Genomic DNA, 22,438 nt, shown 5'->3' on the forward strand with positions numbered 1-22,438 from the left:
GCGCCTTCCCGCGCCGGAGCCGATATGCCGCTCGATCCCCTGGCCAAGCGTTTTCTCGCCATGATGGCGGCGGCCTCGCCGGGCGATCGATCGCGCCCGTCTCTCGAAGACCGCCGCCAGGCATTCGCAAAGCTCATGCAGCGGTTCGCACGCGCTGACGCGACGGGCGTGGTGACTGCGGACGGCATGTTGCCGGGCCCAGCGGGCGATATTCCCTACCGTCTTTATGCGCCCGCAAATGGAAGCGGCGAGCATTTACCGGGCTTCGTGTTCTTCCATGGTGGCGGCATGGTCGGCGGCAGCATCGACACCCATGACCGCGTCTGCGCGGCACTCGCACAAGCGGCAGCGTGTCGCCTTGTTTCCATTGGCTACCGCCTCGCGCCCGAGCATAAATTTCCGGCAGCGGTAGAAGACGCGATCGCAGCAACCGGATGGGTGTCCCGGCACGCGCCATCGCTCGGCATCGATGCGGCAAAGCTCGTGGTCGGCGGCGATTCCGCGGGCGCGACGCTCGCCGCCGTGGTTTGCCAGGACGCGCTCCGAAATGCCGGGCCTCCGATATCAGCGCAATGCCTGATTTGTCCGGTGCTGGATTTCGGCGGAACGTCACCCTCGCGCGACGCCTTCGCAGAACATCATCTCCTCGACAGGACCACGCTCGAGGCTGATCTCGCCGACTACCTTCCTGACGGTGCGGATCGCGCCGATATCCGCGTTTCGCCGCTTCGCGCGGCTGACCTGGCCGGCCTTCCCGCCGCCATCATCCATACCGCCGAGTTCGATCCGATGCGCGATGAAGGCAATGCCTATGCGCAAAATCTTGCTGCGGCCGGCGTTGCCGTGGAGCACGTCTGTCACGATGGCATGATCCATAATTTCCACGCCATGGGCGCCATTCTTCCGCAGGGCCGGCTGGTGCTGCAGCAGATCGGCGAACAGGTCAGGCGCGCGCTTGGAAATTGATTCAAATTTTAATGAATTGGCGGCGTTTCATTAGGGTTATTTCCTCAATTTTCACGCGAATTATTGTCGCCTTGATAGCTCCCCTCTAACAAAGACACGGTCAAAAAGCGCATGGGAAATGCGACGGTAGAGGTGGAACAATGCGCAACGAAACCATTGCAATTCACGCCGGCTACGACCCCGATCCCACCACCAAGTCCGTCGCCGTTCCGATCTACCAGACCGTCGCCTACGCCTTCGACAGCGCCGATCACGGCGCCGCGTTGTTCAACCTCGAAGCCGTAGGCTATCGCTACAGCCGGATCGCGAACCCGACCACCGACGTTCTTGAAAAGCGCATTACCGAGCTCGAAGGCGGCGTCGGCGCGCTAGCGGTCGCCACCGGACAGGCGGCGCTGCATTTCGCCCTCGTCAACCTCGCCGACACCGGCGGCAACATCGTCTCGGTCCCCCAGTTGTACGGCACCACGCACACCCTGCTCGCACACGTCCTGCCGCGGCAGGGCATCACCACCCGTTTCGCCGACAGCGACAGGGCCGATGCGATCGAGAAGCTGATTGACCAGAACACCAAGGCGATTTTCTCCGAGACCATCGGTAATCCCGCCGGCAACGTCTGCGACATCGAAGCGCTGGCGAAGGTCGCGCGCCGCCATGGCGTGCCGCTGGTGGTCGACAATACGGTGGCGACGCCGATCTTGCTGAAACCATTCGACTACGGCGCTGATATCGCCGTGCATTCGCTGACAAAGTTCCTGGGCGGCCACGGCACCACGCTCGGCGGCGCGATCGTGGACAGCGGACGGTTTCCCTGGACCGAGCAGGCTCGCCGCTTTCCCGCCTTCAACGAGCCCGATGAATCCTACCACGGCCTGGTCTACACCAAGCAGTTCGGCACCAGCGCCTACATCCAGCGCGCGCGCAGCGTCTATCAGCGCACCATGGGATCGGTGCTTTCGCCGTTCAATGCGTTCCTGCTGTTGCAGGGCATCGAAACGGTTGCGTTGCGGGTCGAACGGCATGTCGAGAACGCCCGCAAGGTCGCGGAGTTTCTGCGCAGCGACCCGCGCGTCGCCTGGGTCAACTACGCCGGGTTTCCCGACAGCCCCTATTATGCGCTGGTCCAGAAATACCTCGGCGGCAACGCGTCATCGCTGTTCACCTTCGGCATCAAGGGCGGGCTGGAGGCCGGCAAGACCTTCTACGACTCGCTTAGTCTGATCACGCGCCTGGTCAATATCGGCGACGCGAAATCGCTCGCCTGCCACCCCGCCTCGACCACCCACCGCCAGATGTCTCCCGAACAGCAGCGCATGGCGGGCGTGCTGCCGGAAACCATCCGGCTTTCGATCGGCATCGAACACAGCGCCGACATCATCGAGGACATCGACCAGGCCCTCGCGCAGGCCTGCTCGCGGCATCAGCGGCTCCAGGCCGCGGAATAGATCGATCAGGCCCGGCATGACGCTGCTGTTCGATAGACATCGGCCGATCGTCAGTCCGGCGCTGGCGCCTACGCAGCTGCGCGACGCCGATGAATTCGATCGTCCTGAAAATACTGCCGATGCGCTGCTCAACATCGGACTCATCAACAATATGCCGGACTCGGCACTGCAGGCGACCGAGCGCCAGTTCAGGCGTCTTCTGAAAGCTGCCGCGGGCAACAATCGCATCAACCTCTACTGCTTTTCGCTGCCCTCCGTGCAGCGATCGCAAACCGCCAGATGGCATATCGACAGGCAGTACACCGATATCGCCGACCTCGGGCGCCTGCAACTCGATGGGCTGATCGTGACCGGCGCCGAGCCGAACGCCGCAGCGCTGCCCGAAGAGCCGTTCTGGCAGGACCTCACTGACGTCATCGACTGGGCGAAAACCAACACGCGTTCGACGATCTGGTCGTGCCTTGCCGCTCACGCCGCCGTGCTGCATCTCGACGGCATCGAGCGACAGCGGCTGAATACGAAGTGTTCGGGTGTCTATTCCTGTTTCAAAGCGATCGACCATTGGCTGACGGAGGGTGTCTGCACGCCGTTGAAGGTTTCGCATTCGCGCTTCAACGAATTACGCCACAGCGACCTGGCTGCCCGGGGCTACCACCTGCTGACCCAATCGCCGGAAGCCGGCGTCGACATCTTCGCTAAAGAGTTGCGCAGCCATTTTATCTTTTTTCAAGGCCACCCCGAATACGAGGCCCTGTCGTTACAGCGGGAATATCTGCGCGATATCTCCCGGTTTCTTTCCGGCGAGAGGGACGGCTATCCGGCCGTGCCTGCCGGCTATTTCGACCCCGAGACAGAATACAGGCTGGCAAGCTTTCGGAGACGGGCGATCGCTGGGCGCAAGCCTGCGCTAAGCGCCGAACTTCCGATCCTTGCGCTTCGTCAAGACATTGCAGCCGGCGCCGCCGCAGCAGTTATTTTCCGGAATTGGCTCGGATATCTTTCCGATGGTGCCGCAGTGATGGCGCCGCACACTGACCGCGGCACAGCGCGATAAATGCTCGATAGCTCGACGGCGCCGGCACAACCTCAGCGCTTCTCCGCCGTCGGGTAGACCAGCGATTGATCCTCGATGTCCTGGTTGGGAAGATTATTCACCCCAACCATGGTGTGGAATTCCTGCAACGACGGCATGGCAGCGGTCGCGGCCGAGAGTTCGAGCGAATGAGATCGCGACCGCACCAGGTCTGTTGAAACCGCAATCACCGCGACAAACGCTATCACTGAAATGATCAGGCGCATTATGGGAGCCTCCGTTTCTCGCCCGCAAATGGGTCGGCGGAGCCGCGGTAGGGTTCAACGTGCCGTCCCGGAAGCATCAAGGCGGCCATCAACAATCCGCGAGGACGGAGACCATGCCCCGTAAAGTTGTCCTGACGGTCCGCCTCCCGCGAGCCCTAGACTCTCGCGCTGGGCTCGGCGAACGCAACCGAGACAGGTTCCTGCACGAAATGGTCAAGAATGGCAGCCACTCCGACGGCGATAACGCCGGCGACAACGCAGGCCGCGATAAACGCGCGCATCAGGTTTCTCCTGGTTCCTGCATCCCGTATCCAACACGTTTCCTCAACGGAAGGATCCGTCGGACGGATAAAACGCCGCCCGAGTTCAAATGTTCAAGCCGACAGCGCAAAGGCTTCCGCCTCAATGTCCACGAAGGCTCGCCCAAGCGAGCCTACGCGCGCGTAAAAGTCGGCCGTTTCGACGTGCTCCAGATCGACGAAAAAGCGCCTGATCCAGGGAGCGAGGTGTTTTGCGAAGAAATCACGATCGGCGCCGGCTGGAGCGGCGATACCGCCGCCGACAAGGCCGGCCATGATCTCGCACAGGATCGCGGCATGATCCTCAGGCTCCGACTGCCCCGCCGCCTTTTCGATGCCGAGAGCTTGAAAGGTTTCGCGCACCCGCACCAGCGGCCGTCCGTACAGTGCGCCGGTCAAATAGTGCGATGCGTATGGCGACAGCGAGCCGCCTCCGACCCCGGTAAACAGATCGAAATATTCCCGCTTCACGCGGTCCTCCGTCGCGCGCCCCGCCGCCTCCCCGAGCGCGGCATGCGCGACACCGATCGGGCTTGCATCGCCCTTGAGGCGGGCCAAACCAGAGATCAATCGGGAATCCGGGCTGCGCGAGAGCAACGTCGCCAGCAGCGCATATTCCTCCGCGCGGGCGCGGTCGAACTCGTCGACCCCGCGCTCGGAAGAATCCGGAGAACTCGACTTCTGCATCCGTTCCATTCTCAGCCCACGCTGTAGCAAGGCGACCGATAACGGTCGCGCTTCCGATGTTAGCGCGGCAAAGCGCCGCCGTGATGACGACGATTTGGCGAAGGCTCGCTTCCTTCAATGGTGCGCACGCTCTCCGTCACCACATCCGCATTGTTGTCGACCTTCGACGAACTGGAAATGCCGGCATCGGCCGAAGGTAACTCGTCAGGCGTCTCCCGAACGCTCCGGTCAGCCGGGGCAGGCTCGTCATCGGTTGCCGCCGAAGGCGTCTGTCCCACCGCAGGCGAAATTTCGAGAATTGTCCTGGGACCTTCGTTCGATGTCCCGATTGCCCTGGCGAGAAGAGCGGAACCGTTGTCGGCCTGCAGCGGACCGAACCCAGGTATCGCATTCGGATCGTTGAAATCCCACTGGTTCTCCGCGATGCCGATAAAGTCGCGAATGGCGGGATCAGCGGCCCAGGCCCGCTGCAATGCGGCGCGCGTCAAGCCGGCCGGCACGCGGCTTTGCAGAAACGCGCGGATGTCGGTATCGGCGGTGATCGCTTCGATCGACGGCAGGCTTGCCGGATCAAACGGCTCCTCCGCTGTCGCGTCGCCTTGGGGCTGCGCGACACTCGCTTCCGCACAGTCTGCCGGTACTTCGACGGACGGCGGTTCTCTGCGTTGAGCGCCGGACTCGCGCTTCAATCGCGCCCAGCGTGAGATGAAATTGTCGGGCTCGGTCATTCCCCGTGCTCCCGTCCATTTCCGCGCCGAGCAAGCAGTGGCTCCGCCGGCTGGCGGCGACGCTTGACGAAGGGCCGCTCGATGTGATGCGCGGCGATGAATTGTGCGACGATCTCGACGACCTCGGGAGGCATGGGCACTGTCTCGACAACATTGCTGCCGGCCTCGGTGAACGCTTCGCCCTCCGCCGGATCGGCCGTGACGGCAAGAATCTCATACGGCCGCTCCGAAGGCACGGGACGCAAGGCCACCCATAATGCTGGCGCGCCCGATGAGAGATTATTGCGATAATTTGCCGTCTCGGTGCGGTGCAATTCGATCATGGCCTCACCCGCATAGAACAATGTCTTTTCCGCCGACGTATCGAGCGTTGTCCAGGGCGCGGCCGATGGATTTCCGACAAAAACGGATACCGGCCGCCACACGAAATCGACCCAGATACTCCTGGCCTTGCACCGCTCGACCACGACGCCCACTGCGATGCGCACGAGAGCCGTCGATCTCAATTGACTGCCTCCCCTTGCCGGATTGGCAGGCCGGTCACGAGATTTTGCGGCTTCAATCGCAGCTCCTCGTCAGCCGTCATCGCCGCCAGCAGATACACCGGCTCGCCCCTGATCCTTTCAATCATATCCGCGGGGTCGCGGAAGGTCAGCCGAAACAGGCCCACCAGCCGGGCCCGCATTGCATCGTCGAAATCGCCGCCATTCCAAACTGTATCGCCGATACGGGTGCCGTCGGAATCGAGCCCGACATACCATGAAAAGCGCGCATCACGCAGTTCCATCAAAGGTTCGATCGCGACATCGATCGCAAGCAAATGCGAGAGCCAGCGCGTCATGACGTCGCCAAGCGCGGTCAGACCGCGCTGTCCGGCTGTCACATCGAGCCCCATGTCGAAGCGGTCACTGCGTCCCCAATAGGTGTCTGCGGTTGCATCGTTGAGCATGTCGACCTCGACGGTCGCCGGCAATCCCAGCAACGCAACCAACGGCGATTGGGGCTGCCGGCCGAGCAGCGACTCCGTTTCTTCGTCGATCGCGACGATCGCACCTTCCTGCATCATCAGCCGCTGCGGACGGAAGAACATCTCGGCGGCGCGGAGGATAAAAGCATCTTCGCAATCATTCAGTGCGCTTCTGAGAATCGCCTGCACCAGATGCCCAATAAAGACCTGTGGGAGCCTGATATTGCGCCTGAAGATCTCGAGGTAGGCCACCTCCAGCGTCCTGTGCTTTACGAGATGATCGCGCCACGCGATCATGTTCTCCCAGTTTTCGCGTGCGTCGGGATCCGCGAGCAGTTCAAGTTGCGTCTGCGTGACGGGCTGCCTTGGATGGCTCAGCAAGGAGCCGTACAGTTGCCGCTCTGCGGGACATGCTTCCGGCGGCGGTATAAGCTCGGGACGCGCGAGATACGCCTTCAGGAATTCATCGGTAACAAGCAGCCGGCCCGCGTTGTCGCGATCGAGGAGGTGATAGCCGCAGGAGAGCCAGAAGTCTCGCATTGCCATCAACTGCGCTCCCGAAAATTCGCTCCAGCATCTGACTTTTCGGCGGAACCGGTATATACTTTACTGGTAATTCTGGCCAGTTCCCGCCACGGCCGGGACGCTGTCCGGTTACAATAAATTGTGAGAGCGATGGCTGATTCCACTAGGCATCTCCTGATCTGCTCGTGCGACCACACCATGCCTCTTGACGCCGACGCGGTCAGGCGCGGTTGCCGAGGCGAGCCGACGACCGCGACCCAGCTTTGCCGCGCCGAACTCGATCGCTTCCGCGCGATCGCTGCAGAAGACACACCGCTCACGGTCGGCTGCACACAGGAAGCGCCTCTGTTCACCGAGGTGGCGGCCGAAAGCGGGCGATCCAGTCCGATCTGTTTTTCCAATATTCGGGAGTCCGCCGGATGGTCCAGCGAAGCCGCCCGGGCGGGACCGAAAATGGCGGCGCTGCTTGCGGCTGCGGCCGAGCCCACGCCGCCGGTGCCATCAGTCGAACTGGTGAGCGGCGGCGTCATTCTGATCTGCGGCCGCGATGAGACCGCCGTCGAGGCCGGCAACCTGCTCAAGGACCATCTGGACGTCACGGTGCTGATCGAGCCGCCGGCGGCCCTCGTGCCGCCACGCGTCGCGAGTTTTCCGGTGGCGAAGGGAAAGGTCAGAGGCGCCAGCGGTCATCTCGGCGCATTCGAGGTCAGGGTCGACGATTTCGCGGAGCCTGCGCCATCCTCGCGCGGCACGTTCGCGTTCGGCCCATCACGCCATGACGCCCGGTCGAACTGCGATATCATCCTCGATCTCACCGGCGGCTCGCCGCTGTTCCCCGCGGCCGATTTGCGCGACGGCTATTTGCGCGCCGATCCCGGCAATCCTGCCGCGATGCTGCAGGCGGTTCTCAGGGCGCGCGACCTCGTCGGCAGTTTCGAGAAACCGCGCTATGTCGCTTTCGATGCCACGCTGTGCGCGCATTCGCGTTCGCAGATCGTCGGCTGCACGCGTTGCCTCGATCTTTGCCCGACGAGTGCGATCAAGCCCGCCGGCGATCATGTGGCGATTGACGCCGACATTTGTGCGGGCTGCGGACAATGCGCCGCGGCTTGTCCAACCGGTGCTGCGTCCTACGCGCTGCCCCCGGAAGACGCGCTGATGCGCAAGCTGCGCGCGATGCTTGCGGCCTATCGCGAAGCGGGCGGCGAACGGGCGATCGTGCTGGTTCATGATGACCCCCATGGCACGCCGCTGATCGATGCGCTGGCGCGGTTCGGCGACGGACTGCCGGCAAATGTCCTGCCGTTCGCGGTCAACGAGATCACGCAGGTCGGGCTGGAAAGCATCGCCGCGGCCTTCGCCTACGGCGCATCGGCGATGCGATTTTTGCTTCGTGCGCGACCGCGACACGACGTCGCCGGCTTGATCCGGACGATCGCGGTGGCGGATCCGATCCTCGCGGGGCTCGGCTTCGGCGCCGGCCGGATTGCGACCATCGAGACAGACGATCCGGACGCCCTGACAGAAGCGTTGCGTGCCATCCCGTCGATGCCGCCGACGCCACGACCGGCAAGCTTCCGGCCGGTAGGCCGAAAACGCGACGTGCTCCGGTTTGCGCTGGGCGAGCTTCATCGCGCGGCCCCCGCCCCCGTCGATGTCATCGCGCTTCCCCAGGGAGCCCCGCTCGGAACCGTCGACATCGACGCCGGCGGATGTACGCTCTGTCTGTCCTGCGTGTCAGCCTGCCCAACCGGCGCGTTGCGCGACGATCCCGAACGGCCGATGCTGCGCTTTGTCGAGGATGCCTGCGTGCAGTGCGGCTTGTGCCAGGCAACCTGCCCCGAGAACGTGATCACGCTCAAACCTCAAATCGACTTTCGCGCTGCGCGGGCGCCGGCCCGCATCCTCAAGGAGGAAGAGCCGTTTTGCTGCATTCGATGCAGCAAGCCGTTCGGCGTAAAGAGCACGATCGAGCGCGTGGTGGCGAAGCTTGAGGGCAAGCACTGGATGTACCCTTCCTCAGCCCGGCGCCTCGACGCCATCAAGATGTGCGATGATTGCCGCGTTGCATTCGCCTTGGAGGAAAGTTTCGATCCGCACGCCGCGCCACCGCCACCCGTCCGCACGACCGACGATTATCTGCGCGAGCGGGAGGCGCACAAGCACAACGGCCACGGCAAGCCTTGAATTGCAGGCGCCTCCCGCCATGCAAAAACGGTATCGCGCCGAGCGGATCAGACCGGCACAACCGGAAACTTTTCCTTGTGGAAGGCTGCGAGTGTCGGCGGATCGATTTTCAGGTGTGCCTGCACCAGCTCGGGAGGTGTCAGCGCCAGCCACTGATTGAGCGAGACGTCGGCGTAATAGCTGCTCCTGAATATCTCCAGGAACCGCAGCAGCGTCGTCCCGGTGTTTTCGATGTAATGACCCATGGCGAAGGGTATGTAGCCGACATCGCCGGCCTGGTAGTCGAAGGTGCGCGCCTGGCCGGACGCCCCGAACACACCCATGCGGGCCTGCCCATCAATGTAGTACTGCCATTCATTGGTGTTGGGATGCCAGTGCAGTTCGCGCATGCCGCCCGGCTCGACCTCGACCAGCGCCGCGGCGATCGTCTTCGAAACCGGGAACACACTGCTATCGGTGATCCGCACGGTGCCGCTCTTCGTCTTGATCGGCTGCTGCGCCATCATCTTGTGGCTGAAGCCCGGTGACGCCGCGGTCGCCCCGGCGATCTTGTCGGAGTCAAGCGGCCCCGGCACAGAGGCAGGGAAAATGTAGAGTTCGTTCGGGTCCGGGACATGAGCGAAGGATGAACCAGGGACACCAAAATTCTTGGACAATACTTCTTTCGGGGTGTGCTTGAACCAGTCGCTCAGCAGGAAGGTATCGTCTTCGTCGAAGTCGCCGTCGTCAAAAACCAACAGGAATTCGCATCCGTCCGGGTTGAGCCCCTGGATGGAATGCGGGACACCGCCCGGAAAATACCAGAGATCGCCGACGCCGACATCATCAACGAAGTTGTGCCCCTCGGAGTCAACAGCTGTAATACGGGCAGTGCCGTAAAGCATGTAGGCCCATTCGGCCTGCTTGTGCCAATGCAGTTCGCGAACGCTCCCGGCGTTCAGTCGCATGTCCACGCCGGCAATGTCCTTGGAAATACCGAGTTCTCGCACGGTGGCCTGACGGGTCCAGCCGCCGGATGTCAGCCGGGTATGAGCGTCCGCGAAAGAGAAGCGCAGATTGGGAAGCGTGCCCTGATCGGTGGAGGGTGGAACCAGCAGATCGGGATTCTGCCTGTCACGGGTGACGTTACGCGGACCGGGATCGGTGCCGCCATATCCGGGACGCTGCGGCTGCGGCACCGGTTCACTGGTTTCCGCACCAGCGGCTTTTGCCGCCGTGAGAATCCCGCCTGCGGCCGTCGCCGCCAATAATGTACGTCGCGTAACATCATCCATCACATGCACTCCTTCAAGTATTCAAGTATCGATACTTCGCAGATGTCCCCTGGCCTCCGAGCAAAAAATTATCGTCGTGATGCAATTTGGCTTCGGTCGACGTTGACGGTTGCCTGTTCACCGAGCTCGGCTATGAGCACAGGGATCGAGATCCTCATTCGGCCGGCGTCGCGGAGGGCTGCCGCTGGCGGTCCTGGTTTGCCAGTTGTTGAGCCAGCCAGAGATCGTGATGCTCTTTCGCCCAATTGAGATCGACCTCGCCGGTGCCCATGGCCTCGAATGCACCCTCGATCCCGAGCGTGCCGATATAGATGTGGCCCAGGATCAGGGCGACGAACAGGACAGCCACGACGGCGTGAACCACCTGCGCGAGCTGCATCTCGGCGATATCAGTCCCAAAAAACGGGAACAGCAGCAGAAATCCTGACACGGAGACGGCAAGGCCGGCAGCCAGGGAAAGCCAATAGACGAGCTTCTCGCCAAAATTGAAGCGCCCGGCGGGGGCGTGCCTGGACTTGATGAAGCCGCCGCCCTGCTTGAGCCAGTCGATGTCTACCTTTTCCAGCAGATTGTCCCTGAAAAAAATCACGACGATCAGGACGAGGCCCGCCACGAACGCGAAGCTGATGAAGTTGTGCACGTACTTCGCCGCTTGCGAAACGTCGGAGAACGCTTCGGGGCCGATAAGCGGCAAAAGCACGATCTTGCCGAAGGTGATGTTCAGGCCGGTCAGGCCGAGGATAACGAACGAGACCGCCGTCAGCCAATGTGAGAATCGCTCGAAAGCCTTGAAGCGAAGGATTTTTCGCCCGGACCGCCCCTCGGCAATTCGGATCCGCCCCATGATGATATAGGCCAGTCCGAGCAGCGCGATGGTGCCGAGGATCACGATCGCGCCGCCCCAATGCAGCAGCACCTCGTGGAAATAATCCCAGGTCCGTCCGGCCGGCTGGACCAGGACGCTGGCCTTTGTATCGGGAATGTCGATACGTCCTTCGATGCGCGGAACCTGCTTCAGCAGCGTCCCCTGATCGACCACACTCGCCGTCGGATTAGGGGCGCCATCCGGGCCGAACGTCTCGGCGCGGGCGGAGACCGCCGCGACCATCGAAAGCAGCGCTACGGTGACGATCACAAGGCGAGCACGCGCAACAAGCGTCATGACGATCAACGTCCTCTCATGCCGCGGACGACCTCCAGGATCTTCCGCTCAGACCTCGATGTCCTCTTTGTAAGCCGTTACCCAGCCCCACGCGCCGGAGCCGTAGCCGCGCTTGGCAACCCGCTCCCTGTAGATCTGGGCGATGATATCGCCGTCGCCGGCGAGCAACGACTTCGTGGAGCACATCTCGGCGCACATCGGCAGCTTGCCTTCGCCGAACCGGTTCGAGCCGTATTTTGCAAACTCCGCGGCGCTGCCGGGTGCTTCGGTTCCGCCGCCGCCGGCGCAGTAGGTGCATTTGTCCATCTTGCCGCGCGAGCCGAAATTGCCGACCCGCGGATATTGCGGCGCCCCGAACGGACAGGCATAGAAACAATAGCCGCAGCCGATGCAAATGTCTTTGTCATGCAGCACGATGCCGTCGTCGCTCGGATAGATGCAGGTCACCGGGCAAACCGCCGCGCAGGGGGCGTCGGTGCAATGCATGCACGCCATCGACACCGAACGCTCGCCGGGCTTGCCGTCATTGATGGTGACGACGCGCCGGCGGTTGATGCCCCAAGGTACCTCGTTTTCGTTTTTGCATGCGGTGACACAGGCGTTGCATTCAATGCATCGATCCGCGTCGCAAAGGAATTTCATGCGTGCCATCGATCCGCCCTCTCACGCTGCTTTGATCTGGCAAAGGGTCGCCTTCGGCTCCTGCATGCCGGTCGCCGGATCATAGCCGTAGGTGGTGAGCGTATTGACGCTCTCGCCGAGCACGATCGGATCGTTGCCTTTCGGATATTTGGCACGCAGATCGGCGCCTTCGAACCAGCCGGCGAAATGAAAAGGCATCCAGGCAACCCCCTTGCCAACCCTCTCTGTCACCAGAGCCTTCACACGTGTCTTTGAATTGCCCTCCGGTCCGGTCACCCAGACCCAATCGCCGTCCTTGACTCCCCGCTCGCCCGCATCGGCCGGATTGATCTCAACGTACATGTGCTGCTTCAACTCGGCGAGCCACTTGTTGGAGCGCGTTTCCTCGCCGCCGCCTTCGTATTCCACGAGCCTGCCGGAAGTCAGAATCAGCGGGAACTGTTTGGCGATGCCCTTGTCGACGGCGGCCTTTTGCACGCTGAAGCCGACGTTGGGCATGCGGAACTGCCTCGCGTCCGGCAAGGTCGGATAGTCGGCAACGAGATCCGGGCGTGGGGTAAAGATCGGTTCGCGTTGCACGGGAATTGGGTCGGGAAGATTCCACGCGATCATGCGCGCCTTGCCGTTGCCAGCAGGCGAACAGCCGTGCTCGATCGCCACCCGCTGGATGCCGCCGGAAAGGTCGGTCGACCAGGACACGGCATCGGGATTGGCGGGATTCACGCGCTGGATGGTTTCCATTTCCTGCGAAGTGAGGTCCTTGTCCCAGCCGAGCTTCTTGAGCACGGCCAGGGTGAACTCTGGATATCCATCCTTGATTTCGGAACCGACCGAGTAGGAACCTTCGGCGAGGAGGTTGTAGTGTTCCTCCTTTTCGACCTCCTGCCCGTTTTCCATCACCTTGCGCTTGACGATGCGCTCGACACCGAACCGGGCGCGGAACGTGCCGCCGCCCTCCTTCACCGGCAGATTGGTGTTGTAAAGGATAGGCGAGCCGGGGTGCCTGAACTCGGGCGTTCCCCAGCACGGCCACGGCAGACCGTAATAGTCGCCACCGACCTCCGGATCATCTTTCGGCGCCCGCAGCGTAACCACATCGAACTTGGCCTGGTTCTTCATGTGAGCTTTGAGCCGCTCGGGCGATTGCCCGGAATAACCGGTCGACCAGCCGCCGCGATTGATCTCGCGCAGAATATCTTCCGCCAACACCGCGTTGTTTTCGACCTTGATGTTCTTGAACATCCGGTCGGCAAAGCCGAACTTGCGGGCGAACAGGTACATCGTGTCGTAGTCGTTTTTGGATTCGAAGACCGGCTCCACGATCTTCTCGCCCCACTGCAGCGAGCGGTTCGAGGCCGTGCGCGAGCCAGCCATCTCGAAACTGGTGCAGGCCGGCAAAAGATAAATGCCGTCCTTGCGTTCCGAGAGAACCGACCACGCGGTCGGATAGGGATCGCACACCACCAGCAGTTCGAGCTTCTCGATGCCGCGCTTGGCGTCCGGCATTCGGGTAATGGTATTGACGCCGTGCCCCATGACGAACATCGCCTGCACATTGTTGGGCTGGCTCACTTGGTCCTTCGGCAGCAAAGTCGCATCGAACCAGCGCGTGCTGGTAATGCCCGGTGTCTCCATCAGCGTCTTGTTCGGGAAGCGGGTGCGCATCCAGTCGTAATCCACTTCCCATACCCGGCACCAATGCCGCCAAGCCTCCTCGGCAAGTCCGTAATAGAGCGGCAGCGTCACGACATCGAGGCCGAGATCGGTGGCGCCCTGCACATTGGTGTGGCCACGAAATATGTTGGCGCCTGCTCCCGCGTATCCCACATTGCCGGTGGCGAGAGTCAGAATGCAGCTGGCACGGACATTCGCCGTGCCAGTCGTGAACTGGGTCTGTCCCATCGCCCAGATCAGCGTCGCGGGTTTTTCCTTGGCGAAGACTTCGGCGATGTGCTTCACCTGTGCCTCAGGCAGACCGGTGACTCGCTCGACCTCGTGCGGTGTCCATTTTGCCACCTGCTTGCGAATTTCATCGACGCCGTAAACACGCTGCCTCAGGAATTCCTTATCCTCCCAGCCGTTTTCGAAAATATGCCAAAGCATCCCGTAGATCGTGGCAATATGGGTGCCCGGACGCACACGCACATATTCGGTTGCGTGCGCAGCGGTCCGCGTCATCCTGGGATCGACGACGATCATGTTGGCGCGGTTGAGTTCCTTGCCCTCAAGAATATGCTGTAGCGAAACTGGATGCGCCTCCGCCGGGTTGCCGCCCATGAAGAGAATGGTCTTGGAATTACGGATATCGTTGTAGCTGTTCGTCATCGCGCCGAAGCCCCAGGTATTGGCTACGCCGGTGACGGTGGTGGAGTGACAGATACGCGCCTGGTGATCGGAATTGTTGGTCCCCCAAAAGGCGGCGAGCTTGCGGTTGAGGTAGGCGGCCTCGTTGGTGAACTTGGCCGAGCCCAGCCAGTAAACCGAGTCCGGTCCCGACTTCTCGCGAATCTGCAGCAGCCTGTCGCCGATCTCGTCAACCGCCTGGTCCCAGGAAATGCGGGTCCATTGGCCATCCACGAGCTTCACCGGGTAGCGCAAGCGGCGCTGGTTCAGCACGTCGTCGCGGACCGCGGCGCCCTTGCAGCAATGCGATCCACGATTGATGGGGCTGTCGTAGTCCGGCTCCTGCCCGATCCACACGCCATTGGCGACTTTGGCGATCACCGAACAGCCGACCGAGCAATGGGTGCAGAAATTCTTGCGGGTTATAACCGCGGCCCCCGGGGGCGGTGGCGGACCGGCTTCCGCTTTGCGTACCGCGCCGAGCGGCAGATTGCCGAGCGCCGCGAGAGCGCCGGCCGCGAGGCCGGAGCGCTTCAGGAACGTGCGACGATCCGTGCCAGAGTCTGATTGGCTGGCCAGCGCGGCTGCGAATGTCCCGCGACTTCCATGATGTCCCGACTTCCTGATCAGCACGCGCGTCTCCCTTATCGTGCCGGGTAACGGTTGACGCGGTAGAAATCCTGAACTTCAGCCGAGTTCGCCTGGTAGCGAGCTTTGCGCTTATCGGGGCTGCCTAAGGGCTCCGCCGCGAAGGCTGCTGGTGCCACCGTTTCCGTGGCCGCAGCGACGGCGCCGGCAACCGCCAAATGAAGCAAGTTGCGGCGGTGCACTATCGTCAGGAGCTGTCCCTTCATGGAGGAACCCTTCCCGAACAACCAAGTATGAAAGCCGAAATCGAGGTCGGCATTTCAAATAACGCCCAGCTTTCGAAGCATAGTGAGCGAGCAGTATGACTGCAACCGCCCAAAGTCCTTTTTTTTTGAGCCCGCGAAGTTGACAGCGGTCAACGCTCCCCGTGCGCCGCCGCGCAGGGGCGAATACCCCTGCAATTTTCAGCAGCGTCGGCTTCGGTGTCGCAACTTCAGGTTCGACTTTCCGATTTCCTTAGACTGGCGGCACCACGCTCCAGCGCTTGCTGTTCCTCGGGCGACATCTCCGGTTCGAACGTCCGCACCACGCCATCTCGTCCGACGACACTCGGAAGTGACAGTGTGACGCCGAACTTTTCATGGTAACTGCCGATCGGTATCGCCGCGCGCTCATCGCGAAGAACCATTTCCGCGATCCGCGCGGAAACGATGCCGATACCGAACTGACTGGCGTCGTTGCCTTCGATGATGGTGATATTGGCGTAGCGAACGCTCTTTTCGATCTGCTCGCGCACCTTGTCGAGCGTCTCACCGCGTTGCTCGATCAGTTTGTTGATCGGCACACCGGCGATGCGTGCGCTCGACCACAAAAACACCTCTGAAACTCCATGTTCGCCAATGACCTGCGCCTCAACCTGGTTGGCGTCGACCTCAAAATGCTCGGCCAGATGAACGCGGAAACGCAGGCTATCGAGGAAAGTGCCGGTACTGAGCACCCGATCATGCCCTGCGCTATCGCGGGCTATATCGGCAAGCGGATCGGGCGGGTCGGTGACGACCAGTATGACGGCGCCGGGCGCCGCTCGTACCACCCGCGGAACGATGTCGCGATAGATTTCGGCGTTCTTTTCGAGAAGCCGCAATCGGCCCTGGGGATCGCTGCGGTCGGTGGCGCCGCCGGTTTTTTCGTTGATGCCGGCGGTGATCATCACCAGCGCGGCATCCGCCAGCTCCTCATAATCCCCGTCGACAATAGTCGTCTTGGGACAAAGCGGCGTTCCGTAGCGAAGGTCGGTCGCAACCGCCTTTGCACGGGCGCGCGTCCGATCCACGATGACGATCGCCCGGGCGCTGCCGCGTACGACAGCGGCGAGCGCACAAGCACACCCGACCCTTCCGGCACCAACGATTCCAATCTTCATGATCAAACCCGCATCCAGAGCTGTTCACCGACGTTGCCGTCGCACCGCGATATATCGTCGTTCCCCGCCAGTATTGCGCACTGACCGGGGCGCCAGGCCCGGCACCCCAGGAAGATACCGTCTATTGCGGCCAAGCCGCCGATGCTGTTCTCCGGCGGACTCGCTAGACGGCCTTGGTGAGGGCACCGTCGATAATAAGATTGGTGCCGGAAATGCGACTCGCCACCGGGCTTGCGAGGAACACAACGCCCGCGGCGACTTCCTGCGCCGTGCCCATCCGTCCGGTCGGGTTCAACGACATCGCCGTCTTATAGAGGTCGGGCACGCCGCGTTCGATGTTCTGCCAGATGCCGCCTTCGAAGTAGGTGTTGCCAGGCGATACCGCGTTGACGCGGATGCCCTTGCCGATGAGCTGGTTGCTGAGTCCCTTGGCGTAATGAATCAGCGCCGCCTTGAAGGCGCCGTAGGAACCGGCGGCGAAATCCACCTCGAAGCCGGAAACACTGGAGACGATCACGATCGAAGCGGATTTGGATTTCTCCAGATAAGGCAGCGCGGCCGCGACGGAATTGACGGTATGCATCATGTCGGTGCGAAACGACTTCTCCCAGGTCTCGGCGGTATCGCCGACGGCAAGCGCGCTGACATTGCATACGATGGTGTCGATCCCGCCGAGTTCGGCTGCCGCGCCCTCGACCCATTGCTTCAACGCCGGAGGGTCGGCGACATCGATCGCCCCGCCTGACGCCTTGACGCCCTTCGCCGCCAAGGCCTTCACCGCCTTGCCGACCTCGTCGGCATTGCGTGCACAGATGGCGACGTTGGCGCCTTCATCTGCAAACAGCTCGGCGATTGCTCGCCCAATGCCCTTGCTTCCCCCGGTCACCAGCACGCTCTTGCCCTTTAATCCGAGATCCATGGTCGCCTCCGTTGATGATGCTGCGTGATTGCCGCGCCCTGCGGCGCGGCATCTGACCACCTCGTTGACTTACATCCTGGTCCAGTCGCAGGCGTCTTCGAATGCCGCGGCCGCCCGATAGATCACCGACTCGTCGTAGTACTTGCCGATCAGCATCAGCCCGATCGGCAGGCCGTCACTCATGCCGCAGGGAAGGCTCATCGCCGGATGCCCGCTGGCGTTGAAAGGCGCCGTGTTGGGAACCATTTCGAATGCGCGCTGGATGTAGAGTTCGCGCGGTGCATCGGCCGGCGGCAGCGGGGTCGCCTTCATCGGCAAGGTCGGCATCAGCAGCAGATCGTAGCTGTTCAGCGCGGTATCGTAGGCGGCGCGCAGCTTGCGGTTCAGGTTCTGCGCCTTGGCATAGAAATGACCGCGATAGTGCTTGGTAAAATATTGGCCGAGCAGCATCGTTATCTTGAGGCTGTCGGACAATTCATCGGCGCGATGCTGCCAGCCGGAATGGGCGTCCAGCAGCGTCGTATTGTAGAGACCGCGCCAGTTGGTCCCCATGCCGTTGCCCTTCATCATGAATTCGGTGGCGCCTTCCGCGGCAATCGGCAGCCAGATCGCCGGGGCCAAGAGATGCATCGGCACCGAAATTTCATCGACGGTCGCGCCGAGCTTCTTGAAAAGCTGGGCGGCGGCCATGACCTTGGCATCGACGTCGCGCTCGGAACTCGGATGCCCAAAACCTTCCTTGACGATGCCGATGCGCAACCCCTTGACGCCACCTTCCAGCGCTTCGGTGTAGTGCGCGACTTTGGGCGCAATTTGCCTGGGATCGAGGCCGTCCGCGCCCGCCAGCACCTCCAGCAGAAGCGCGTTGTCGCGCACATTGCGGGTCATCGGTCCGGTGTGATCGAGGGTGAGTTCGATCGGCATGACGCCGGTATAGGGCACGAGGCCGTGCGTTCCCTTCATTCCGTAGACGCCGCAAAACGAAGCGGGGATGCGGATCGATCCGCCCTGGTCGCCGCCGATCGCCATGTCGGCTTCGCCCAGGGACACCACGACGCCGCTGCCTGAAGACGAGCCGCCGGACGAATAACCCATCTTGTGGGGATTATGGACAGGACCCGTCGCGTTGGTATGGCTGCCGCCGGAAAAGCAGAAATACTCGCAATGGGTCTTGCCGACGATGGTGCCGCCGGCATCGAGGATGCGCGTGACGATGGTAGCATCCGTATCGGGGATGTAGCCTTCGAGCGTCGAAGCGCCGTTCATCATGGGAACGCCGGCGAGGCTGACATTGTCCTTCAGCGCAACGGTCTTGCCGGCGAGCTTGCCGCTCGGCGCGCCCTTGATCGTGGTCTTGACGTACCAGGCATTGTACTTGTTTTCCTCGCCCTCGGGACGATAGCCGGGCGTTCGCGGATAGGTCACGGCGGGAACGTAATCCGGCATCGCATCGACGATATCGTAGGCGGCGTAATTGCCCTGCATCAGGGTGTCGTAGGATTTGAGTTCCTCATCGCCCATATGCATGCCGAGGTCCTCGGCGACGCTGCGCAACTGATCGAGAGTGGGTCTTCTGACGGCCATGGTCTTTCTCCCTGTGATACCGCCCGCTGGATCGGGCTTAGGTGGTGATTCCGATAAATTCGCCGATGAGACTTGCGTCGCCGAGATCGCCCGGCTGCACTTCCCTCGTGATCGTGCCTTTTTGAATGATGAGGATCCGCTTCGAGAGCGCGGCGATGAAGTCGAGATTCTGCTCGACCAGGATCATGGTCAGGCCGCTGTTGTCGCGCAGCCGCAGCAAGACCTCGACGATCTCGTCGATGATCGAGGGTTGAATGCCTTCGGTCGGCTCGTCGAGAAGGACGAGACGCGGCTTGCCGCAAAGGCAGCGCGCGATCGCCAGCAGTTGCTGCTCGCCGCCCGATAGCGCGCCGCCGGCGCGATCGAGCAGCGGCTTGAGGCGGGGAAACTCCTCCAGCACATCGGCGATGGTTTCTTGCTCGCTGCCGGCGTGCTTGGTGCATCCCATGCGCAGATTATCGTAAACCGTGAGGCCCGGGAAAATCTCGCGCCCCTGCGGCACGTAACCGAACCCCAGCCGCGCACGGCGATAGGGTTCGGCGGCGGTCACGTCGTTGCCGTCCAGCCGCACCAGCCCGCCGGTCGCCGGCAGAAACCCCATTAACGCCTTGAGCAGCGTCGTCTTGCCCATGCCGTTGTGACCGAGAATGCCGATGAACTCGCCTTCGTTGACCGCGAAGCTGACCCCGTTGAGGATCGGAATGCGACCGTAACCTGTGCGTAACCCCTGCACGTTGAGCATCATGCGGCCGCCTGTTTGCCGAGATAGATATCGCGCACCAGCGGGTTGCGCAGGATGTTTTCCACCGCATCCTCCACCAGTACGCTGCCCTGATTGAACACCGTCACCTGCTTGGCGATCATACGGATGAACTGCATGTCATGCTCGACGACGATCAGAGCCTTGCTGCGATTGATCTCGCGGACGAGCTCGGCGGTCTTGTACACCTCCTCATGCGTCATGCCGGCGGCAGGCTCGTCGAGCAGAATGAGTACGGGATCCGTCGACAACACGATGCCGAGTTCCACCCATTGCCGCTGACCGTGGGCGAGTTGGCCGACCAGGCGCGCTGCCGCCCCAGTGAGGCCGATACGTTCCAGCATCTCGTCGACTACGCCATTGACCCGTTCGCGGGAATGGATGCGGCTCGCCGCGAGCCAGATATTCTCGCGCACGCTCAAACCATCGAACACGCTCGGCACTTGGGTCTTGATGCCCATGCCGAGACGCGCGATCTCGTGGGCGTGGGCGTTGGAAATATCGTGGCCGCGGAACAGCACCTGGCCCTGGCTCGGCTGCAGCTGCCCGGTGAGCATCTTGAAGAACGTGCTTTTGCCGGCGCCGTTGGGGCCGATCAGGCAACGCAGCTCGCCTTCGGCCAGCGTGAAGTTGACGTTGCGTACCGCATGGACGCCGCCGAAGCGCATGCCGAGATCGCGGGTGTGAAGCAGCGGCGCGGCCATCATCCCTCCCCCGCCTGCTTGGGTTTAAGCCCCGCAACCCTGCGCCGAGTACGCAGGCGCAGCAACCATTGTCCGAGGTCACCCAGCGTCGGCACCAGCCCCTTCGGCACCAGCAGCACGAACGCGATGAGGATGATTCCAAAGATCAGCGGCGCATTAGCGAGCAGCCTGGTCCACCAGTCCGAACCGCTGGGCTGGTTTGCCCCCAGCGCCGTGGTGAGCCATTGGATGCCGATGCAACCGACGATCGGACCGATCAGCGTGCCGCGCCCGCCGACGATGACCCAGATGATGATCTGGGCGGACTGCGCCAGCCCGAAGATGGTCGGGCTGACGAAATTGCCCCAATTGGCGAAAAGGCAGCCGGCGAAACCGGCCAGCGCCCCGCCGATGGTGAAGGTCGCGAGCTTGTAGGCGCGGGGATCGTATCCCAAAAGCTCGGCGCGCCGTTCGTTTTCCCGGATGCCGACAATGACGCGGCCGAACCGGCTGCCCAGCAGCAGCCGCAGTCCGAAATAGCTCGCGAGCAACGCCGCCGTCGCCAGATAGAACATGCCTTCGAGATCGATCACCGCGGCCTTGTCGCCGGGCACATTGAGCGGCGGGATCCCCGGAATGCCGTTGAAACCGCCGAGCCGCGCCACGCCGATATGGAATTCCGGGCCGGCGGTGGAATTCACCGAATTGAACAGGATCAGCGTCACCGTCAGCGTGATGACGCCGAGATACACGTCGCTGATGCGCCCGTAGAACATGAAATAGCCGAGCAGCGCGGCGAACGCCGCCGGCAGGGCTATGGCGAGCAAAAGCGGGATCGTGCTCTCACCGATATTGAACATGGCGATCGCATAGGTATAGGCGCCCAACCCGAAGAAGGCCGACTGGCCGAAGCAGAGAATGCCGCCGAAACCCCAGATCAGCCCCAGGCTGAGAGCCAGAATGGCCATGATCATGTAAACGGTAAGTTCGAGTACGGTATCGAGTTCAGCGAAGCGCGGCGTCAGGATCAGGAACGCGACACCGACGATAGCGACCAGCCCGAGGCCGAGCAGATTGAGGGCGCGGGCGTTCACAGGCCTCTCCGGAAGAAGCGACCGGTGATGCCCTGCGGCAGCAGGCGGATCAGGACGATGGCTGCGGCAAGCAACGCCACCTCGCCGAACACCGGCGTGGTGGCAAAGGTGGCGACCTGATTGATGGTGCCGAACAGCGCCGAGGCGGAAACCGTTCCGCTGAGAATCGCAGCGCCCCCTCCGATCACGGTGATGAAGGATTTGGCGACATAGGCGACGCCGATGGTGGGAAATACCCCGGAGACCGGCGCAAGCACCGCGCCGGCAAGACCCGACAGGGCGGCGCCGATGCCGAAGGTGACGGCATAGACGCGCGGCGGATTGACGCCGAGCGCTGCCGCCATGTTGGCGTTCTGCATGGTGCCGCGGGCGATCAGGCCGAGCCGCGTCCAGCGCAGCACGGCGAAGATGCCGGTCAGCACGACCACGGCGACGGCGATGACGAACAGTGTGTATCCGCTGGTGCGATAGGCGCCGATCTGGAAACTGCCGAGCGGCGCCGAGATGCCGACCGTGGTGTTGCCGAAGATGGCCGTCGTCAGCCCGACGAGAAAAAGGCTGAGTCCCCAGGTCGCAAGCATGGTGTCGATCATGCGGCCATACAGGAACCGGATAATCGTCATTTCGACGATCACCCCGATTATGCCGACGACCACGGGTGCCACCACCAGGATGGCGATCCAGATGCTGATGCCGTGGCCGGTGGCGACGATCGCCGCATAACCGCCGAGCATCAGAAATTCCCCATGCGCGAGATTGATAACCCGCATCATGCCGAAAATAATCGCCAGCCCGACGCTGATCAGCGCCAGGCTGGCAATCGCGTAAAGCACCTGGATCGCCAGGAGAGCAACGAGATCCAC

The 22,438-nt window shown here is 62.3% G+C and carries 22 protein-coding genes; 4 read left to right on the forward strand and 18 right to left on the reverse strand.

Annotation, left to right across the window (positions count from 1 at the left end; translation table 11 throughout):
* Positions 1-24: 24 nt before the first annotated feature.
* From B5527_RS29710 to metA, 3 genes are all read left to right on the forward strand, one after another.
* Positions 25-966, forward strand: coding sequence for an alpha/beta hydrolase (locus B5527_RS29710; RefSeq protein ID WP_079607608.1), 942 nt, complete (start codon positions 25-27; stop codon positions 964-966).
* A 140-nt stretch (positions 967-1,106) separates the two neighbouring features.
* On the forward strand, positions 1,107-2,411 hold the full coding sequence (locus tag B5527_RS29715) for an O-acetylhomoserine aminocarboxypropyltransferase/cysteine synthase family protein (RefSeq protein ID WP_079604682.1): 1,305 nt from the start codon (positions 1,107-1,109) through the stop codon (positions 2,409-2,411).
* A gap of 16 nt (positions 2,412-2,427) precedes the next feature.
* Positions 2,428-3,465 (forward strand): homoserine O-succinyltransferase MetA, encoded by a 1,038-nt coding sequence (gene metA, locus B5527_RS29720; RefSeq protein WP_079604683.1) that lies wholly within the window; start codon positions 2,428-2,430, stop codon positions 3,463-3,465.
* A 32-nt stretch (positions 3,466-3,497) separates the two neighbouring features.
* Here the strand turns inward: metA and B5527_RS29725 are convergent, their stop codons facing one another.
* The 6 genes from B5527_RS29725 to B5527_RS29745 all read right to left on the reverse strand — a co-directional run bounded on the left by B5527_RS29725 (position 3,498) and on the right by B5527_RS29745 (position 6,937).
* Positions 3,498-3,710: a hypothetical protein gene (locus B5527_RS29725; protein ID WP_079604684.1), complete on the reverse strand. Its 213-nt coding sequence runs from the start codon at positions 3,708-3,710 to the stop codon at positions 3,498-3,500.
* A 155-nt stretch (positions 3,711-3,865) separates the two neighbouring features.
* A complete protein-coding gene (locus B5527_RS47200) occupies positions 3,866-3,991 on the reverse strand; it encodes a hypothetical protein (RefSeq protein WP_276329285.1) in 126 nt (41 codons plus the stop codon).
* 93 nt (positions 3,992-4,084) lie between these two features.
* Positions 4,085-4,705: a TorD/DmsD family molecular chaperone gene (locus B5527_RS29730; protein ID WP_079604685.1), complete on the reverse strand. Its 621-nt coding sequence runs from the start codon at positions 4,703-4,705 to the stop codon at positions 4,085-4,087.
* Positions 4,706-4,755: 50 nt separating this feature from the next.
* Positions 4,756-5,424 (reverse strand): DUF3306 domain-containing protein, encoded by a 669-nt coding sequence (locus B5527_RS29735; RefSeq protein ID WP_079604686.1) that lies wholly within the window; start codon positions 5,422-5,424, stop codon positions 4,756-4,758.
* The gene (locus B5527_RS29740) at positions 5,421-5,930 is read right to left on the reverse strand and encodes a DUF3305 domain-containing protein (protein ID WP_079604687.1); all 510 of its coding nucleotides are present in this window, start codon (positions 5,928-5,930) and stop codon (positions 5,421-5,423) included. The genes B5527_RS29735 and B5527_RS29740 overlap by 4 nt, the downstream gene beginning before the upstream one ends.
* A complete protein-coding gene (locus B5527_RS29745; RefSeq protein WP_338065047.1) occupies positions 5,927-6,937 on the reverse strand; it encodes a DUF6352 family protein in 1,011 nt (336 codons plus the stop codon). Before B5527_RS29745 ends, B5527_RS29740 begins: the two co-directional genes overlap by 4 nt.
* Before the next feature lie 177 nt (positions 6,938-7,114).
* Between B5527_RS29745 and B5527_RS29750 the strand changes: the two genes are divergently transcribed.
* Positions 7,115-9,103: a 4Fe-4S dicluster domain-containing protein gene (locus B5527_RS29750; RefSeq protein WP_079604689.1), complete on the forward strand. Its 1,989-nt coding sequence runs from the start codon at positions 7,115-7,117 to the stop codon at positions 9,101-9,103.
* Positions 9,104-9,150: 47 nt separating this feature from the next.
* On the opposite strand, the gene B5527_RS29755 is transcribed toward B5527_RS29750, so the two are convergent.
* The 12 genes from B5527_RS29755 to B5527_RS29810 all read right to left on the reverse strand — a co-directional run bounded on the left by B5527_RS29755 (position 9,151) and on the right by B5527_RS29810 (position 22,438).
* Positions 9,151-10,377: a cupin domain-containing protein gene (locus tag B5527_RS29755; protein WP_079604690.1), complete on the reverse strand. Its 1,227-nt coding sequence runs from the start codon at positions 10,375-10,377 to the stop codon at positions 9,151-9,153.
* A gap of 154 nt (positions 10,378-10,531) precedes the next feature.
* Positions 10,532-11,539: a formate dehydrogenase subunit gamma gene (locus tag B5527_RS29760; RefSeq protein WP_079604691.1), complete on the reverse strand. Its 1,008-nt coding sequence runs from the start codon at positions 11,537-11,539 to the stop codon at positions 10,532-10,534.
* Positions 11,540-11,587: 48 nt separating this feature from the next.
* A complete protein-coding gene (fdh3B, locus tag B5527_RS29765) occupies positions 11,588-12,190 on the reverse strand; it encodes a formate dehydrogenase FDH3 subunit beta (protein WP_079604692.1) in 603 nt (200 codons plus the stop codon).
* A 12-nt stretch (positions 12,191-12,202) separates the two neighbouring features.
* Entirely contained in the window at positions 12,203-15,157 is a 2,955-nt protein-coding gene (locus tag B5527_RS29770; protein ID WP_079604694.1) for a formate dehydrogenase subunit alpha, read from the reverse strand.
* Positions 15,158-15,168: 11 nt separating this feature from the next.
* Positions 15,169-15,378 carry a formate dehydrogenase gene (locus B5527_RS29775; RefSeq protein ID WP_154072610.1) on the reverse strand — a complete coding sequence of 70 codons (210 nt, stop codon included), beginning with the start codon at positions 15,376-15,378 and terminating at the stop codon, positions 15,169-15,171.
* Between the two features lie 227 nt (positions 15,379-15,605).
* Positions 15,606-16,535 (reverse strand): lactate/malate family dehydrogenase, encoded by a 930-nt coding sequence (locus B5527_RS29780; protein WP_079604696.1) that lies wholly within the window; start codon positions 16,533-16,535, stop codon positions 15,606-15,608.
* Positions 16,536-16,698: 163 nt separating this feature from the next.
* Positions 16,699-17,454 carry an SDR family NAD(P)-dependent oxidoreductase gene (locus B5527_RS29785; RefSeq protein WP_079604697.1) on the reverse strand — a complete coding sequence of 252 codons (756 nt, stop codon included), beginning with the start codon at positions 17,452-17,454 and terminating at the stop codon, positions 16,699-16,701.
* 69 nt (positions 17,455-17,523) lie between these two features.
* Positions 17,524-19,038 carry an amidase gene (locus B5527_RS29790; RefSeq protein ID WP_079604698.1) on the reverse strand — a complete coding sequence of 505 codons (1,515 nt, stop codon included), beginning with the start codon at positions 19,036-19,038 and terminating at the stop codon, positions 17,524-17,526.
* A 37-nt stretch (positions 19,039-19,075) separates the two neighbouring features.
* The gene (locus B5527_RS29795) at positions 19,076-19,783 is read right to left on the reverse strand and encodes an ABC transporter ATP-binding protein (RefSeq protein ID WP_154072611.1); all 708 of its coding nucleotides are present in this window, start codon (positions 19,781-19,783) and stop codon (positions 19,076-19,078) included.
* Entirely contained in the window at positions 19,780-20,466 is a 687-nt protein-coding gene (locus B5527_RS29800) for an ATP-binding cassette domain-containing protein (RefSeq protein WP_425305035.1), read from the reverse strand. Before B5527_RS29800 ends, B5527_RS29795 begins: the two co-directional genes overlap by 4 nt.
* Positions 20,467-20,501: 35 nt before the next feature.
* On the reverse strand, positions 20,502-21,575 hold the full coding sequence (locus B5527_RS29805) for an ABC transporter permease subunit (RefSeq protein WP_245332312.1): 1,074 nt from the start codon (positions 21,573-21,575) through the stop codon (positions 20,502-20,504).
* A complete protein-coding gene (locus B5527_RS29810) occupies positions 21,572-22,438 on the reverse strand; it encodes a branched-chain amino acid ABC transporter permease (protein WP_079607611.1) in 867 nt (288 codons plus the stop codon). Before B5527_RS29810 ends, B5527_RS29805 begins: the two co-directional genes overlap by 4 nt.

Source organism: Bradyrhizobium erythrophlei, assembly GCF_900129425.1.
In the GTDB taxonomy this organism is placed as follows: domain Bacteria; phylum Pseudomonadota; class Alphaproteobacteria; order Rhizobiales; family Xanthobacteraceae; genus Bradyrhizobium; species Bradyrhizobium erythrophlei_C.

Coding starts and splice junctions, on each gene's coding strand:
- B5527_RS29790 (WP_079604698.1), bottom strand. CDS start 19,038: ATGGCCGTCAGAAGACCCACTCTCGATCAGTTGCGCAGCGTCGCCGAG.
- B5527_RS29735 (WP_079604686.1), bottom strand. CDS start 5,424: ATGACCGAGCCCGACAATTTCATCTCACGCTGGGCGCGATTGAAGCGC.
- B5527_RS29760 (WP_079604691.1), bottom strand. CDS start 11,539: ATGACGCTTGTTGCGCGTGCTCGCCTTGTGATCGTCACCGTAGCGCTG.
- B5527_RS29750 (WP_079604689.1), top strand. CDS start 7,115: ATGCCTCTTGACGCCGACGCGGTCAGGCGCGGTTGCCGAGGCGAGCCG.
- fdh3B (WP_079604692.1), bottom strand. CDS start 12,190: ATGGCACGCATGAAATTCCTTTGCGACGCGGATCGATGCATTGAATGC.
- B5527_RS29800 (WP_425305035.1), bottom strand. CDS start 20,466: ATGCGCTTCGGCGGCGTCCATGCGGTACGCAACGTCAACTTCACGCTG.
- B5527_RS29745 (WP_338065047.1), bottom strand. CDS start 6,937: ATGGCAATGCGAGACTTCTGGCTCTCCTGCGGCTATCACCTCCTCGAT.
- metA (WP_079604683.1), top strand. CDS start 2,428: ATGACGCTGCTGTTCGATAGACATCGGCCGATCGTCAGTCCGGCGCTG.
- B5527_RS29710 (WP_079607608.1), top strand. CDS start 25: ATGCCGCTCGATCCCCTGGCCAAGCGTTTTCTCGCCATGATGGCGGCG.
- B5527_RS29785 (WP_079604697.1), bottom strand. CDS start 17,454: ATGGATCTCGGATTAAAGGGCAAGAGCGTGCTGGTGACCGGGGGAAGC.
- B5527_RS29725 (WP_079604684.1), bottom strand. CDS start 3,710: ATGCGCCTGATCATTTCAGTGATAGCGTTTGTCGCGGTGATTGCGGTT.
- B5527_RS29795 (WP_154072611.1), bottom strand. CDS start 19,783: ATGATGCTCAACGTGCAGGGGTTACGCACAGGTTACGGTCGCATTCCG.
- B5527_RS29730 (WP_079604685.1), bottom strand. CDS start 4,705: ATGGAACGGATGCAGAAGTCGAGTTCTCCGGATTCTTCCGAGCGCGGG.
- B5527_RS29755 (WP_079604690.1), bottom strand. CDS start 10,377: ATGGATGATGTTACGCGACGTACATTATTGGCGGCGACGGCCGCAGGC.
- B5527_RS29715 (WP_079604682.1), top strand. CDS start 1,107: ATGCGCAACGAAACCATTGCAATTCACGCCGGCTACGACCCCGATCCC.
- B5527_RS47200 (WP_276329285.1), bottom strand. CDS start 3,991: ATGCGCGCGTTTATCGCGGCCTGCGTTGTCGCCGGCGTTATCGCCGTC.
- B5527_RS29780 (WP_079604696.1), bottom strand. CDS start 16,535: ATGAAGATTGGAATCGTTGGTGCCGGAAGGGTCGGGTGTGCTTGTGCG.
- B5527_RS29775 (WP_154072610.1), bottom strand. CDS start 15,378: ATGAAGGGACAGCTCCTGACGATAGTGCACCGCCGCAACTTGCTTCAT.